This is a genomic window from Caballeronia sp. PC1 (genome assembly GCF_021353155.1).
Classification (GTDB): domain Bacteria; phylum Pseudomonadota; class Gammaproteobacteria; order Burkholderiales; family Burkholderiaceae; genus Caballeronia; species Caballeronia cordobensis.
This window is the reverse complement of record NZ_JAJUBH010000004.1, coordinates 457,009-471,424: the sequence shown is the minus strand read 5'-3', so window position 1 is coordinate 471,424 and position 14,416 is coordinate 457,009. Positions and strand designations below refer to the sequence as shown.

General features: G+C 58.5%; 14 protein-coding genes and 1 pseudogene. 10 read left to right on the top strand and 5 right to left on the bottom strand.

Going from position 1 to position 14,416, the window contains the following annotated elements; translation table 11 throughout:
• Both LY284_RS35495 and LY284_RS35490 read left to right on the top strand, forming a co-directional pair.
• Nucleotides 1-987 (top strand): ParB/RepB/Spo0J family partition protein, encoded by a 987-nt coding sequence (locus LY284_RS35495; RefSeq protein WP_233391828.1) that lies wholly within the window; start codon nt 1-3, stop codon nt 985-987.
• Nucleotides 988-1,217: 230 nt separating this feature from the next.
• Nucleotides 1,218-2,351, top strand: coding sequence for a Replication protein O (locus LY284_RS35490; RefSeq protein WP_233391826.1), 1,134 nt, complete (start codon nt 1,218-1,220; stop codon nt 2,349-2,351).
• Nucleotides 2,352-2,827: 476 nt separating this feature from the next.
• On the opposite strand, the gene LY284_RS35485 is transcribed toward LY284_RS35490, so the two are convergent.
• From LY284_RS35485 to LY284_RS35475, 3 genes and pseudogenes are all read right to left on the bottom strand, one after another.
• A complete protein-coding gene (locus LY284_RS35485) occupies nt 2,828-3,169 on the bottom strand; it encodes a hypothetical protein (protein ID WP_233391824.1) in 342 nt (113 codons plus the stop codon).
• Nucleotides 3,170-3,254: 85 nt separating this feature from the next.
• A pseudogene (locus LY284_RS35480) lies at nt 3,255-3,469 on the bottom strand (transposase); the annotation flags it as partial.
• 118 nt (nt 3,470-3,587) lie between these two features.
• On the bottom strand, nt 3,588-4,448 hold the full coding sequence (locus LY284_RS35475) for a hypothetical protein (RefSeq protein WP_233391822.1): 861 nt from the start codon (nt 4,446-4,448) through the stop codon (nt 3,588-3,590).
• Nucleotides 4,449-5,503: 1,055 nt separating this feature from the next.
• Between LY284_RS35475 and LY284_RS35470 the strand changes: the two genes are divergently transcribed.
• The 5 genes from LY284_RS35470 to LY284_RS35450 all read left to right on the top strand — a co-directional run bounded on the left by LY284_RS35470 (nt 5,504) and on the right by LY284_RS35450 (nt 9,595).
• Nucleotides 5,504-5,704, top strand: coding sequence for a hypothetical protein (locus LY284_RS35470; protein ID WP_233391820.1), 201 nt, complete (start codon nt 5,504-5,506; stop codon nt 5,702-5,704).
• A gap of 348 nt (nt 5,705-6,052) precedes the next feature.
• Nucleotides 6,053-7,888: an RNA polymerase sigma factor RpoD gene (gene rpoD / locus LY284_RS35465; protein WP_375294346.1), complete on the top strand. Its 1,836-nt coding sequence runs from the start codon at nt 6,053-6,055 to the stop codon at nt 7,886-7,888.
• 498 nt (nt 7,889-8,386) lie between these two features.
• Complete coding sequence (locus tag LY284_RS35460) at nt 8,387-8,575, top strand: CsbD family protein (protein WP_233391817.1); 189 nt, start codon at nt 8,387-8,389, stop codon at nt 8,573-8,575.
• 208 nt (nt 8,576-8,783) lie between these two features.
• Complete coding sequence (locus LY284_RS35455; protein WP_233391815.1) at nt 8,784-9,062, top strand: DUF1778 domain-containing protein; 279 nt, start codon at nt 8,784-8,786, stop codon at nt 9,060-9,062.
• Nucleotides 9,059-9,595 (top strand): GNAT family N-acetyltransferase, encoded by a 537-nt coding sequence (locus LY284_RS35450; RefSeq protein WP_233391812.1) that lies wholly within the window; start codon nt 9,059-9,061, stop codon nt 9,593-9,595. The genes LY284_RS35455 and LY284_RS35450 overlap by 4 nt, the downstream gene beginning before the upstream one ends.
• A 388-nt stretch (nt 9,596-9,983) precedes the next feature.
• On the opposite strand, the gene LY284_RS35445 is transcribed toward LY284_RS35450, so the two are convergent.
• The gene (locus LY284_RS35445; RefSeq protein ID WP_233391810.1) at nt 9,984-10,340 is read right to left on the bottom strand and encodes a hypothetical protein; all 357 of its coding nucleotides are present in this window, start codon (nt 10,338-10,340) and stop codon (nt 9,984-9,986) included.
• A gap of 505 nt (nt 10,341-10,845) precedes the next feature.
• Here LY284_RS35445 and LY284_RS39440 point away from each other — a divergent pair.
• Complete coding sequence (locus LY284_RS39440) at nt 10,846-11,067, top strand: hypothetical protein (protein WP_375294345.1); 222 nt, start codon at nt 10,846-10,848, stop codon at nt 11,065-11,067.
• 140 nt (nt 11,068-11,207) lie between these two features.
• Here the strand turns inward: LY284_RS39440 and LY284_RS35435 are convergent, their stop codons facing one another.
• Complete coding sequence (locus tag LY284_RS35435; protein WP_233391806.1) at nt 11,208-12,314, bottom strand: IS5 family transposase; 1,107 nt, start codon at nt 12,312-12,314, stop codon at nt 11,208-11,210.
• A 99-nt stretch (nt 12,315-12,413) separates the two neighbouring features.
• On the opposite strand from LY284_RS35435, the gene LY284_RS35430 reads away from it, so the two are divergent.
• Together LY284_RS35430 and LY284_RS35425 are read left to right on the top strand one after the other, a co-directional pair.
• Nucleotides 12,414-13,589 (top strand): APC family permease, encoded by a 1,176-nt coding sequence (locus LY284_RS35430; RefSeq protein WP_233391804.1) that lies wholly within the window; start codon nt 12,414-12,416, stop codon nt 13,587-13,589.
• A gap of 305 nt (nt 13,590-13,894) precedes the next feature.
• A complete protein-coding gene (locus LY284_RS35425; protein ID WP_233391802.1) occupies nt 13,895-14,416 on the top strand; it encodes a flavin reductase family protein in 522 nt (173 codons plus the stop codon).

Below are 14,416 nucleotides of genomic sequence, written 5' to 3'. Positions count from 1 at the left end.
ATGTCAACGGCATCTAGACAGCGCGACAAGGCTCGCTCCATCAACCTCGACGAGGACGACGCGTTCGTTAGCCCTCCCCTGCCCAGCCAACCACGTACGGCACCCGGGCAGCTGATCGGTCTGCAAGGTCGAGTTCACAGCCAACAGCAGGAGATCGAACAGCTCAGGCGCGAGCTGACGGAAGCGCAGAAGACCGGTTCGGCCGTGGAGATTCCACTTGCCGATCTACATGAGGTCGCTGGCCGTCGGCGACACATGCCGGCGGAGAAGTACGAAGAGCTTCGCGAGAATCTTCGTCACAACAAGCTGATTCATCCGGTTGTTGTGCGTCCGCGTGCTGAGGGTGGATTCGAGATCATTTCGGGACACCATAGAAGCGATGCGTTCCGAGAGCTAGGCCGCGAAACGATCTGGTGTGTGCTGGGCGACACCACGGAGCAAGAGGCCAACGAAGGCGCATTCTTCGCCAACCTCATGCAGTCCGATCTGACGGACTACGAGAAGTATGTGGGCCTGAAGCGTTTTCAGTCGGACCACGCGGACCTGACTCAGATCGAAATCGCGGCTCGCGTAGGGATCAGCCGCGGGCACATTAGCGCCCTGCTCTCCTTCGAGCGGCTGCCTGCAGAGGTGCATGCGATCCTCGACGCAAATAAGTCGATCATCGGTGCCCGGGTCGCCATCGAACTCGCCGCAGCGACCGAAGCAGGAAAAGCGGACAAGGTAATTGAAGCGGTCCAGCGAGTCTCCGAAAAGAAGCTCGACCAGACGCAGGCGCTTCGGTTCGTAAAGGAGGACGCTAGACGGAAGCCCGCAGCACCGGCGGCGACTACGTTCAAAGTTAAGGACGGAAAGAGCACTTGGTGCGACGTGCGACGGGCCCGGAACGTGATGCGGCTTGAGTTCCAGTCCGAAGAAGTTGCTGAAGCCGTCCAAGATGCGATTCGGCGGACTCTCGAAACGTTTGTAGCGGAAGGAAAAAGCTAAGTCATTGATTTTATTGACTGTTGCATTGCAAACCATGAAACCAACTAGCTAGCAATACAAAAACAAAAGCCTCCGGCGGGAACCGGAGGCTTTTGCAGGGCTTGGCTATCTCACCGTACCCGTCACACTCCCGGCGCCAACCGGTAGCGGACCACTCAAGACCCGAGTGTAACGGATAGCGAGAGACAGTCAAGCGTCTTCAATCCATTTTGAGAAATGGACCGCCCGACATGTCTATCGCGCAACAGCTCGTTGCTGGCGAGGGTGAAACACACCCCAACGATTCAGCCGCCCTCACCGCTTTCCGCTGCGACTCTACCAACCTGCCCTGGATCATCTTTCGCGCTGCGTTTCGTGCGGCGCACATCGAAGAGATCCCTCCGAGGGCGCGAGCGGTTCTCTCCGCCCTCGCCCGCACCGTCGACGCCGCGAAGCCCTTCGCTGCGATCTTCGCTCGTCGGGAGCTTCTCACTGGCCGAGCGCTGCAATCCATGCGGACCTTCTATCGAAGCCTCGACGACCTCGAGTCCGCCGGGCTAATCGAGCGTCGTGCCCAGTCACGCTACGTTGAAGCCGGTCTCTTCGGTCGCGCCTACATCCATCTCACCGAACGTGCTGCCGAGTTGCTGGGATTGGTTGAACCGATGCAAGTGCCCTCGCCTCAGCCGAACATTCCCACCTTTGAGCATCCGTCTGCCAACTTGGCAGACGGTGGAATATATAAGGATCTAAGCCCTTCTGTTTTTCAAAAGAGACAACCGGGGCAAGTGCCTGCGGACCTTCAGCGTCTGCGGTCCCTGGGGTTTTTTGATTTCTTGATCTTCAAACTCATGCGGGAAGCGCGTGAGCATGGGAAGCGGCTCTCAGATGTCGTGGAGGCGACGTGGGATCATCTGAAGCTTGCCAAGGCGCCGATCAACTACCTGCGCAGCCTCCTGCGTGGCACGGTTGATTTCGCTCACCAGTTGCGCCAACGCACGGATGCAAAGGCAGAGCAGCAAGCTCGACTCAAGCGCGCTTCGGAAGCCAACGAGATCGCTCGCCAGAGTGCAGGGCAGACCTTCGTGGATGCGTCGGGTCGGCGCACATACGTCATCGATACACAGGGCGAGAACATGGTGGTCTATCACCGAGACGAAGGCATCGGCCGGCAGGCTGCAGGCTGGAAGGAAGGATTCGCTGCCGCTCGAAAGCGAGGCCAGATCCGCGTCGCCACTGCAACCGATTTGCAGTCGTTCGCGCACACGCGGCCGAGTGAACCGGAGCAGGGCAGGGGGCGCTCGCCGGTGACCGCCCAGATCCGTGAACACATCGCGGGGTTGCGGAACCTGCTGGGAGTGCGTCAGTTCGTCAGGAGTACTTAGGTTTTTAAAAAAACAGGTCTGGAGATTCGCGATGTCGAAGCGTTACCGCGCTTCTTGCCAACCGTTGTCGGTCTTGATCATCACGACGTCTCATTGAAGTTATAAGTCACATCATCGGCGTAGTTCTGAAGCGGCGTCTGAGCGTCGAAGAAATTGGCGAGGAGACGCCGGTTCATGGCAGGGCACTCCTAGGCGACGTTCCGGAAAAACGCGGACTTCAAATCAGTTTGCGCGTCTGCCTGCATCGTGCGCTGCTCGGGAGTCGTTTGATCGTTTATAGGACTCTCGTGGGTCGTCTCGTACCGCGGTGTGCCGTCACCAGCGTGTGCGTCATTGTAGGCCACCATCTCAGAATTGAACTTGTCCGGCCTCGCCTCAAAGTCGGCCTTCATCGCATTGAACCCTTCGACGTTTGTGCTGCTTGAGGCGGTCGTGATAACGACTATCGAGATCCATCGTGATGCTGTACTTGACCTCTACCCGGTAATCATTGTCGGCTGATACGTCCTCAGGTACTTCGCCTTGAGCAACTGGTCGATCAGGTTGAGGTAGTTCTTCAGGACAAGCGGGTTCTTCATCAGGTACTTCTCGAACACATGGTTCGAGTAATTACCTTGCATGTCGTTGGTGCGAATGGCATCAGGCCGTCCGATCCGGTAGAAGAGGGCTGTTGCGTTGGTGTAGCGGTCGTATGCCCGACCCTTATGTCGGTCGGGGGACGGACGCGCGATCTCGTACATCCTCTGGATGAAAGCATCTTCCTTGTCCAGCGTTGCGGAGAGAGACAGCGACTTATGGCAGTGCGTGTACAGATCCACCAGGAAGTTCAGGTGAAAATCTTGGTGTACTTCGTCGATGAGGGGATTGTCAGGAATTTTGTGTGCTGAGGTCGGTTAAAGAATGTCAGCTGATGGCGCAGGTGAAACGCTCGCCGAACACAATGGCGAATTGATTGACGGCTTGCCGCCAGGTGATAGGTGGCACTTCCAGTCCTTCTCGATGTTGCGCAAGGCTAGATACAGCAGTTTGCTGGCCGCTTCGTCGGCGGGAAAGTGGCCGCGGTTCTTGACGATCTTGCGCAATTGCATGTGCATGCTCTCAATGGCGTTGGTCGAATATCCCCGGCTATTTTTAGAGCCTACTCCGAGTCGCGACACTTGCGACCCACGCACTTATCAGCAGGCGCCTGCGCCGCGCTTCCTACATCGGTTTTCACGTGGAAACCGCACGGCTCAATCAGCGACGATTCAACTCGACCAAGTTCCCCAACGCGAATGACGCAAGTGATTGAAGTTGATCGACGTCGACTAGATTGCGCCGAGTCGCGCGCGCTTTGAAGCTAAAAGAAAAAGTAACCATGTCCCCGGCTACTTGTACCTTCACCTTGCAGTCGGCGTCTGCAGGGCCGCCAGCGAGATAGTTCAGGATCTGTTCAGATGAGCGGCGACCAGGCTGCTCCGCCAGCTTCCTAGCGTTTTGAGTGACCTTTGAGATCCCCAAAGTTCTAATAAGCGCGAGCAGAGTTTCACCGTTGCGAAGGGAAAAACGTTTCTGCTCGAAGAGGCCGGTAATCACGGGTGAAAGGTCGGACAGAATAGCCGACATGTAAAGCCGCTCCTTCCCCCATCCCTGAGTCTTAGCGGCTTCCGTCATCGTTGACCATTTGTTCGTCGCAATTCCGTCCACATACTGCTGTGCTCGGATAGCGGGCAAATCGACCTCCGGTGTGCGGCGGCGCTTTGGCGGCAGCGGCGATAGACCCTCCAGCAACAGCACGAGCTCCGTCCGCGATTTTCCTTCCTTCGAAATCGCCTGTGCCCGTTCTTCCAGCGCCGCTCGACCGATGGCACGCTCGATCCGAATAAGCTCCCGCGCCGTCCGGCCATTGATCCCGCAGTCGGCGAACAGAATGAGTGCGTCTGCAGGCATAGACGAGAGTCGCAATGCTCTATTGACGTCTTCGCGTTTCACGCCGAATGTTCCCAAGGCGTCCGCGGCCTGCTTCTGGTTCTGCCAAAGCCGTCCGAGGCCCTCCTTGTATAACGCAGCAAGCGCAAGAGGATTTCGAGCCAACGGCTTTCCAACGTAACTTTCCACTTTTATCTGCCTTCTGAAATTTGTCGGCCGGCCGCGCGACGCTCATTTGGCGAAGTTTCCACGTGGAAATCGGTAGCCGGGCCAGCGTGCTTATTGATACCGATATGCAATACATATAGCATGTATGGCAAAACATCAAAGCTTGCGCCATGAGCTCGTCATAGACGCTGACTCTAAAAATCCATCCATGAGAGCGACGAGCGCTGGCACGGAGCCGTATCCATTCAGTGTCGTCAACCTAGCTGCGGCCGGGTTGAACCTTGGACGTGAAATCAAGAGGATGGCGGAAAACCACGATCTGATCGTGGTTGACTGTCCTCCGAGCGTGCACGACAAGAACACAGAGGTGGCGATCGCGGCATCCGACTTCGTTCTCGAGTCCGAGGCTCTGGGCATGCAGCTGTGCGGCAGAGCAAGGGCAACCGCGCCGCTCTTTGAGCCCGCTGTGCAAGGCCGTTCGACAGCGTGTGACGCCAGAATTGGAGTACCTGCAGGCCAAGTGGGCCGCTCATCTACCGTACCGTCAGGCCACTGAGCTGCTTCGAGAGGTCCTTCCATTGGAACAAAGGGATTTCCTTCGGTAGTACTCGGCGTCGAATCCTTGCCGTCGGCAGCGCGCTAGACGCGCAGATCAATCGCGATATCGCGGCTAGACCCAAACCGGTCAGCGGAGAGCAGGTTCGGGATTCGACCACCGTCGGCTGCGTAAGCGTCGACTCGGCGTGGCTGAGCTTCAGCAGCAGCCCAAAGAGCCGCAAGGCGGCGCGCGATCTTGCGGAGCTAAAATCGCCTTGGGCGCAGAAGTTGACGCAGGATCGCCATGTAAACATCGTTGCAGGCCGTGCAACTCTCGCTGGCCCCACCCCGCGTCTCTACGCGTACGTGCATAAGCTGGTGCCATCGGCGCCCGCGCGGCTGGACCACTTTCTCCTTGCAAGTGACGTGGCTCCGGACGAGCGAGTCACCGTGATCAGCGATGACGCTGGCGAATTCGGCAAGGCTGTGGACGGCAGCCAGCTCGCCAGGGAAGGATTCTGGACTGGTTTCACATCGCGATGAAGTTCAAGACCGCTAAGAACTCGGTGTTTGGAAGCCAGACGGCGGAGCCTCGCGAGCGAATCGCTTTAGAGACTGAGATCGAACACGCCAAGTGGCTGGTTTGGCATGGAAAGGGCCGGCAATCGGTGTCCCGCATCAAGGCCATGGATGCCACGCTGTTGACGAAGGAAGGCTACGAGTACTCGACGTTGTACTAGAACCTGCGCCGCCTGTACTTCTACATCGAGAACAACGCCGGTACGCTCGTGAACTATGGCATGCGTTATCGCAAAGGGCTACCGATCAGTAGCAGCATTGCCGAGTCCGCAGTGAATCTAGTGGTCAGCCATCGCACGCCGAAGAAGCAACAAATGCGATGGACGGACGAGGGAGCGCACTGCCTGGCACAGGTCAGAGTTGCTGTCCTCAACGAAGAGTTGTCAGTTGAGAAACTCGCCTTCTTGACCACGACTTCTGCCGCTGCAAACTCGCTGAGTGCGCGCCGAGCGGCATGAACTGACCTCCCACGGTTTGGTTCACACCCTTCTACGCTTACTCACGCAGAGATCAACGATCACTTGCCCGACAACTTCGCGCAAACCGCTGCAATCGAAACCATCGTCAGCACCTTTAACGACATGGGCGTGACGGTCTATGAGCACACGCCGGATGCTGAGACGCTGCTGCTGAACGACGTTACGCCGGCCGCCATATCGGACGATCAGACTGACGAGGAAGCAGAGGTCACCCTCGCAACGGTGGATTCTGAGTTCGGCCGCACCACCGATCCCGTGCGTATGTACATGCGTGAAATGGGCGGGACGGCGTTGCTGACCCGCGCGGGTGAAGTCGAGATTGCGAAACGCATCGAAGACGGCCTCCACGAAATGATCCACGCGATTGCGGCCTGTCCGGCGACGGTCTCCGCGATCCTTTCAAGTGTCGAGCAAATTGAGGCCGGTGAACTGCGCATTGACGAATTGATTGACGGACTCAATGAAGGCGCCGCGACGGCGGATGCGGGGGTCTCGGACTCATCTGATTCGGCTGAGCTCACCGCGGACGTCGCCGATGGCGATGATGGCAGTGACGGCAATGAGGAGAAAGCCGACGAAGAGGGCGATGAGCTTGTCGAGGAATGCGGCGGGACCGAGCAACAGGATTCGGCGAAGGCAGACAAGGCCCGTCTGAAACAACTTACGAAAGACAGCCTCGCCATTTTTGCGCGCGTACGCGAGTTGTTCGCTCAACTTCCGCGCGCCGACACGACGCAACGCGCGGACGTGGTCGCCTTCGCACACGTGTGTGAGGCGATGCAACGCGAACTGGCGCCCATTCGCTTTACGGCGCGAACTATCGATCGGCTGTGCGCGGACGTGCAGCAGCAGGTCGCGCAGGTGCGCGCGATCGAGCGCCGTGCGTTGCAGATTGCCGTCGACCGGTGCGGGATGCCGCGCGAGAAGTTTGTCGAGTCCTTTCCGGGACATGAAACCGATCTTGGCTGGACCGAACGCGTCGCCATGGCCTCGAACAAGTATGGCGCCGCGCTTGAGCGCAGTCTGCCGGCGATTCAGGCGGAGCAGGAAAAGCTGATCGAGATCGAAGCCGCCGCCGCTCTGCCGCTGCAGCAACTGAAGAAAATCAACCGGCAGATGATGGCGGCCGAGTCGAAAATGCGGCAGGCCAAGGGCGAGATGATCGAGGCCAACCTGCGCCTCGTGATCTCCATCGCGAAGAAGTACGTGAACCGCGGCATGCACTTCCTGGATCTGATTCAGGAAGGCAATATCGGCCTGATGAAAGCCGTCGACAAATTCGAGTATCGCCGCGGCTGGAAATTCTCCACCTACGCGACATGGTGGGTGCGGCAAGCGGTGACGCGTTCGCTTGCGGATCAGGCGCGCACGATTCGCGTGCCGGTGCATATGATCGAATCGATCAACAAGCTCAATCGGATTTCGCGCGAGATTCTGCAACAGACCGGTCAGGAAGCGCATCCTGCATTACTGGCAGAGCGCATGGAATTGACCGAGGAGAAGGTTCGCGGCATGTTGAAGGTCGCCAAGCAACCGGTGTCACTCGAGATGCAGGTGGGCGAGGACGCGGATGCGACGCTCGGCGACATGATCGAAGATCCGATGGCGGCGTCACCCGCGGACGCGGCCGTGCAAGCAAACCTGCGCGATGCGATCGACCAGGCGCTCGATGCGCTGTCGCCGCGTGAAGCGAAAGTACTGAGGATGCGTTTTGGCATCGATACCGCGTCCGATTTCACGCTCGAAGAGCTGGGTAAGCAATTCGACGTGACGCGTGAGCGGATCCGGCAGATCGAAAGCAAGGCGATGCGAAAACTGATGCACCCGAGTCGGGCAGACAAGCTCCGGCAATTTCTCGATCACTAAGTTTCCGACCACCCAGTTGCAGTCCCGCGTCGATGCCAGATCGATGTGACAACTCGAACACCAGTCAGCGCCGTGGTGGCCGCCGTGGTGACAAGCGGCGCGGGCCTGATGGGACGAGCACGCACCTTTGCCGTATCGTCGCTCAAAAGATGGCAGACCGGTCGCTCTCGCTAAGCGATGCTCGCCAGACCCGGCATCGCAGCACCATGGCTGTCTGCGGTGGCCCTGGCGTTACAGCAATATGGCTTGCTGCAAAAGCTTCAGCGCTTTCAACTCGTCCAATCGGCCCGTTCGTGCTTTGCCCGCTAGCGTCTTGATCAAGGCCTCCGCGATGGGTGCGATACCGTGAAGATTGTCCAGGCTGGTCACAGAAAAGGAGGGGAGCGATGCGGCTTTTTTGCTCCGCTGGGACGGAGGCGAGCGCCGAGATCGCGGCGGTGAACGATGCCTGTCCACCTGGACGCAGCATCCTCCTTGCGCTGACTTCGGTATGCCTGCATGCCGCAGGCAATCCGGAGAGCGACCACGAATGAAGACCAGGTGAAGGTCGTCGGGGAAAAGGTCAAAGGCAAGATCATTGAGGGCGTTGGCAAGGTGACAAACGATCCCGCGCAGGAAGCGAAGGGCGACGCGCAGCAGGTCGAGGGCGAAGCGCGAAGGAGTTGGGCGACGCCAAGGAGGATCTGAAGGACGCAGCTGACGATGCGGCGAAGCCATAACCGACTGTCAGCAGCCTAGCCGCCGCGCAACGGTATGGCTCACTGCTTCAACGCCCGCTCCGCGCGGGCGTTTTCATGCTCAGTCCGTCGCTGACCAGTACGCCTTCAATCCGCACACCTTGACAGCGTGCTGAAGACGCTGTACGCTTTGAATGCGTACAATATACGGAGTCACCATGCCACGCGCGACAGTTGATGACAGCCAACGCATGAATCTTCGGGTTCCACCGGAAGTGAAGTCTCGCCTGGCGCGTGCCGCGAGCCTCAATCACGTGGATCTCACCAGCTTTGTAACGCAAGCCGCGCTGCGGGAGGCTGATGCGGTCATCGCTGCGGCGGAGCGAATCCGCCTATCCGAGGAGAGTTATCTGCGCGTGCTGACCTTACTCGAGAATCCCCCCGCGCCGAACGACAAGCTACTCGCGGCTGCCAAAGCCTTGCCGAAGTCACTATGACGGTATCGGAATGGCATGAGGAGCCCGTTCAGAAGGCTCACGATCGCAACGCGTTCAATTGCAATGACTCCGAACTCAACGAGTACCTGCGTAAATTCGCGCGGCAGAATCATGAACACGGTGGGGCGAAGACTTTTCTGGCCGTCAGCGATGGGGACGGGCGCGTGCTCGGCTACTACTCGCTCGCGCCAACCTCTGCTCGTTATGAGCAAACTCCGGACAGCGTGCGCAAGGGTCTTCCGCGCCATGCAATACCGGGTTTTCGGCTTGCGCGCCTCGCCATCGATGCAAGCCTGCATGGCAAGGGGCTCGGGACACAACTGCTGCTTGCGGCCAGTCTGCGATGCATCAAAGTCGCCGGGGAGGTTGGAGGGGTCGCACTTTTCATCGATGCCAAAAGCGAACGCGCGGCATCGTGGTACGAAGCCCGGGGCGCCGAGCGTTTGATCGGCGTGCCGGAAGGTTTTCCGATTCCGTTGGTCATTCCGCTCAAAACCCTTGAAGCCGCATTGAAAGCGGCCGGCAAACTCTGAAGTCTTCGGCCTGTTGAAAATAGGATCGGTTCTCCGTACGCTCGAATTGCAGCTAAGACCGACGAGAGCAAGATGATGGTCATCTGAGCTGCGATGCAGACACCGATCTGACCACGATCCAGAGACGCCTCGCCGTCCCGTACGTTGAACTGACCGAGGAATTTCTCGTTGGGGGCGCTAGCACTGTCTCAAGGTCATTGACGGAGGCGAACCAACCGACGAAAAGTCGCTGGCCGAAATTCACATCGCTCGCGCAGACCTACAGATCGGCGTGGCGCAGGAGCCTGATTCCGACCCCGTCTGGCATGCGTCGCGGAACGTGGTGCCCTGGCGTCGAGATCCACGCGTCGCGCTCGAACTCGATCGCGAGATAACACGCCGTCGTCAGTCACGGTGCAGCAGTCCTTGCGGGGGACGCGCCCGAAGACGTCGCGTCCACGATCATCGTGCGCACCGACGACGATCCCGATGAGGATCCGCACGCAGCACCGACGAGCAAAGCGCCCAGAATTGGCGACACGAAGAATTCTTCCTCGTTCGTTATCAGCAGACGTGCTTCGCCGAAAAATGACGACTCAATCGCTTTGAGCTCGATGCTCGAAAGTAGTAGCGTGCTGAATACTTGGAAGCCTCTATCGGAAGCCGACGGCGTCATTTCTCTATCTGCGCGCGGCGAGCCATGACCGTCGTCTCGCGATACTTTTTTGTTCTCTCGCGACTGCGTCTCAGGGCTGAGACGAGCCATCCGATGAACCTCATCGCTTCGGTTTTTTCGCATGTTCCGCTTTGGGGTTAGCCCATAAAAATCAACCCAACGTGGTGCCAAATCGTCCCTCGTGCAGGAAACACACGCCCTGAAGTGGTGCCTGCTTTTATGAGGTCAGTGTTGGTACTCGGGCGCGCGCCCGGATGTGATGAATCCAACTAAAGTAGCTCATCGAAGCGTGTCGTTGTCCCTCTGTGCCGCGTCGCTTTTGCCGCAAGCCGTTAGTCATGCAAATGAATGGCGAAGGAGAGTTCTCTCCATCGCAGCTCTCGTACGACTATCGGAAACAGAGGGGTGAGTTGATGCCGTCAGATGAGTGTTATCTTTGATCCCGGAGTCGATCCATGAAGTCAGGAGAAGTGAGATGAGCGGTCGAGTCAATGATGAAATTTTGCGGCGCGACGAAGAGACGCTGCATCGATTTGGGTATGCGCAGGAACTGTCACGTCGCATGTCGGCCTTCGGAAACTTCGCTGTCTCCTTCATGGTGATCGGCGTGTTCTTCGGGGTTACGGTCAACATGCAGCAAGGGCTCGGCACGGCAGGGATGTTTGGCTTGACTGTGATGTGGCTGGTGGGCGGTGTCATCGCTATGGCCACCGCTTTGTCACTGGGTGAGATCAGCTCCGCGATTCCCACGGCTGGCGGCTTGTACCACTGGTCGTCTGTCCTTGGCGGACGCGGTTGGGGATGGGCTACCTCCTAGCAGGCCGTTGAAATATCCCTTCGTGAACGCGCACTCGATTATTCGGAAGAGCTAGCGCGATGCAGTGTTCCAAATGAATTGACGCCGACTTTTCTGTGATTCAGATGCTGCCGATGCCGCTTTCCTTCTCGCTTACTCTTTCAAGCTGCCCTGGCAGCAAGCGTTCGCATGCGGGTCAAGTTGTACGCCGCCTGAGTCAGCACGAAGAGCTGGTCGACTCGCTTCAGACCTCGATACATCGCCTGCCGAATCTTGCCGACTGTCTTGCCCCATCCAAACACCTGCTCGATGCGTTTGCGTTTGCACTGACTGATTGCATAGCCGGGCCATCGGGTGGTTCGAGCGTCAATCGCAGAACCGCCCGCGCGTGCATCGTTTTGCGCCACGTGTGGTGTCACGTTGTTCTCCCGGCACGTCGCCACGAATCCGGCCGTATCGTAGTTCTTGTCGGCGCCGACCGTTATGGTCTTACCGGCAAATCGCGCAGCATCCCCAAGCATCTGCGCGGCCGCGTCCCGTTCGGCCGTGCCGTTGGCCTGCGTGACTTGTGCGTTCACCACCAGACCATGCCGGTTATCGGTCAGCACGTGACCCATGTAGCAAAGCACCGCGCCCGTGCCACGACTCTTGCGAAACAGGCGCGCCTGAGTGTCCGTGCTGGATTCATGGGTGTCGTTGCTGCGTTTCTCGCCGCGCCAGTTCTCCTGCGAGCCGCCCCCGCCCGCAGGCGGCGAATCGTCATCCGGTTTCGTCTTGGGCACGAAGCTCTTGTGCCCCGCCCACGCCTGAATGAGCGTGCCGTCCACGCTGAAGTGTTCGCCTGACAGGTGACCTCGCACGCGCGCCGTCTCGACAGTTTCGTTGAACAGGCTGACCATGACATCGTGGACCATCAGCCGGTCGCGGTTCTTGCTGAAGGTGGAGTGGTCCCAGACCGCATCGTCCATCGCCAGTCCGACGAACCAGCGAAACAGCATGTTGTAGGAGATTTGCTCCATCAGCATGCGTTCGCTGCGAATCGAATACAGCACCTGCAGCAACAGCGCGCGTATCAGCTTCTCCGGCGCGATGCTCGGGCGACCGCCCTTGGCCTCGCTCTCGTACATGCGCGAAAACACCTCGTCCATGCGCGTGAGCGCCTCGTTCAGCCACAGGCGAATCGGTCGCAGCGGATGATTGGCCGGAACGAAATCGTCCAGTCTGGACATCGTGAACATCGATTCGGTATAGCCGTCGGGGCCGCGCATCGCTTTGGGCTCAGTGTCGTTCGATTCTTTAAATCAACGTTTCTCCCTTGCGCACGGATGACCCGCGCAGAGGGTATTTCAACAGCCTGCTAGATCAACTTGCTGGCCTATGTCTTTTCAATGGGCGGCACCGCAGTGGCGACGTATCTGGTTTTTAATCAGATGATTCTCAACGAGATCTTCCACATTGATACGTCGCAATGGGGCTACTGGCAGCAGTTGCTCGGCGTGTCGGTGCTGATGATTACATGGGCGATATTTAATCACATAGGTGTGAAATTCCTGTCTCGCCTCATCGAGATCGGAGCCTACATTACGTTCGTCGGTGCCGTGGCCTTGTGTGGGATCATGCTCTACAACATCCACCCGCAAAACCTCATGCATCTCTTCGATTTCGTGAACAATACGGGCGCAGCAGGTGGCGACGTGGTGCCTCACACGACTAACACGCTGCTCATCTACGGCTACGCGCTGCTGCTGCCGATGTGGCTGGTCACGAGCTACGACGCGTCTGCTCACGTTTCCGAAGAAACGGTGGACGCCGCGCGTGCTGTGCCGAAGGCAATGAAGAACTCGGTGTTGTTCTCAGTGATTCTTGGCATCGTGTTGTTCGCCATCTTCTGCCTCGCGATGCAGGACCCGGCCGCGATTGCAAAGAAGGGACCGGATGCGTTCTTGACGCTGTATCAGCAAGTCGTTGCACCCACCTGGCTCAAGCACTTCGTCGCCGTGGCGATCACGATTTCGGTCTATATGTGCGGTGCGAGCTGCATGACGGGATTCTCGCGAGCGCTGTTCTCTTTTGCGCGTGATCGTGGGCTGCCGAAGTATTTGGCCAAGGTTTCGCACAAGTTCCGCACGCCTGCACCGGCCATCTGGCTTGGCGCGGTCGCGGGTGTCGGTGTCACGCTCTACTCGTCCGCGTTTGCAGCGCTGACGGCCGGTACCGCGCTGTTTTATCAGATCTGCTATGGCATGGCTATTCTGGCGGCGATGTTCGCGAAAAACCGGACGTACGGGCCGTTCCGCCTGGGTATCTGGTCGAAGCCTTGCGGTATCGTGGCGGTCGTCGGTGGCGTCTTTATCGTGTGGGCCGGTTTGCAGCCTCCGACTGAAATCCTTATCAACTACTTCATCGGTCTCTTCGTCTTGCTCCTGGCGGGTTGGTTCGGGCTCGAACGACGCCGCTTCCCGGGGCCGCCGATCGGTACGGCTGCAGTGGCCGCCAGACAGGAACAAATTGAGGAGTTGGAAGAAGCGGTAGTCGGACAGTAAGTAACGCTTCAAAACAGAGCTTTAAGCAGAGGGCGCGTTGACGTGAGTCACGCGCCCTCTGCGTTTTTCTCGCAGAAGCGTCGCACGCACGGTCTGGCCCTTGTCTCACGTCAGTCGCGCGTTTGAGACTCGGCGTTCACTCAATGGAGAGTCAGCAGCTGCATCTAGAAAAAAATACATTAAATTCAGTGGCTTGAGAGCGAATTTATTTTTGGCACGTCCCTTGCCTTTTTAGGGTTGCCTGCGAAAAACCCGGGAACGCCCGAGTAGCAGCGTGGACAGGACCAACCATCAAGGAGCGGGAAATGGAATTTCAGACGAACTTTCGCGAGGCCATGTCGCGTCTTGCTGGCGTGGTCAATGTCATCACCACGGGTCGCGGTGACGCGCGTTGCGGACTGACCGCGACGGCGATGTGCAGCTTGTCTGCAGAGCCGCCGTCAGTACTCGTGTGCATCAATGCGTCCGCAAGCGCGCACAACACCATCCTGGCCGAAGGTCGGTTCGGCGTGAACGTTCTTTCGCCCGAGCAAGCGTGGATCGCCAATCGCTTCGCGGGTCAGGACGGCCGTAAGGGCGCAGTTCGTTTCGAAGGCGCGGTGTGGCATCAAACAGCAGACGGCGCGCCGCTGCTTTCCGACGCGCTGGTGGCCCTGGACTGCAGGATCGCGCAGCGATTCGATGGCTACTCGCACAGCATCCTCGTTGGCGTGATCGAGTCTATCCATCTGAGCGACGATCCGCGGGCGTGCCTGGTATGGCAAGGTCGGACGTATCGTCAGACCGCCAACGTTGTCGAACCTTCGCAGCACGCTCTCGCGGCGTGA

Bases quoted from the DNA above. Each gene is read 5' to 3' on its own strand.
- LY284_RS35445 (WP_233391810.1), bottom strand. From the start codon at position 10,340: ATGGCTCGTCTCAGCCCTGAGACGCAGTCGCGAGAGAACAAAAAAGTA.
- LY284_RS35460 (WP_233391817.1), top strand. From the start codon at position 8,387: ATGCCGCAGGCAATCCGGAGAGCGACCACGAATGAAGACCAGGTGAAG.
- LY284_RS35450 (WP_233391812.1), top strand. From the start codon at position 9,059: ATGACGGTATCGGAATGGCATGAGGAGCCCGTTCAGAAGGCTCACGAT.
- LY284_RS39440 (WP_375294345.1), top strand. From the start codon at position 10,846: ATGGTGATCGGCGTGTTCTTCGGGGTTACGGTCAACATGCAGCAAGGG.
- LY284_RS35495 (WP_233391828.1), top strand. From the start codon at position 1: ATGTCAACGGCATCTAGACAGCGCGACAAGGCTCGCTCCATCAACCTC.
- LY284_RS35435 (WP_233391806.1), bottom strand. From the start codon at position 12,314: ATGCGCGGCCCCGACGGCTATACCGAATCGATGTTCACGATGTCCAGA.
- LY284_RS35455 (WP_233391815.1), top strand. From the start codon at position 8,784: ATGCCACGCGCGACAGTTGATGACAGCCAACGCATGAATCTTCGGGTT.
- LY284_RS35490 (WP_233391826.1), top strand. From the start codon at position 1,218: ATGTCTATCGCGCAACAGCTCGTTGCTGGCGAGGGTGAAACACACCCC.
- LY284_RS35470 (WP_233391820.1), top strand. From the start codon at position 5,504: ATGAAGTTCAAGACCGCTAAGAACTCGGTGTTTGGAAGCCAGACGGCG.
- LY284_RS35425 (WP_233391802.1), top strand. From the start codon at position 13,895: ATGGAATTTCAGACGAACTTTCGCGAGGCCATGTCGCGTCTTGCTGGC.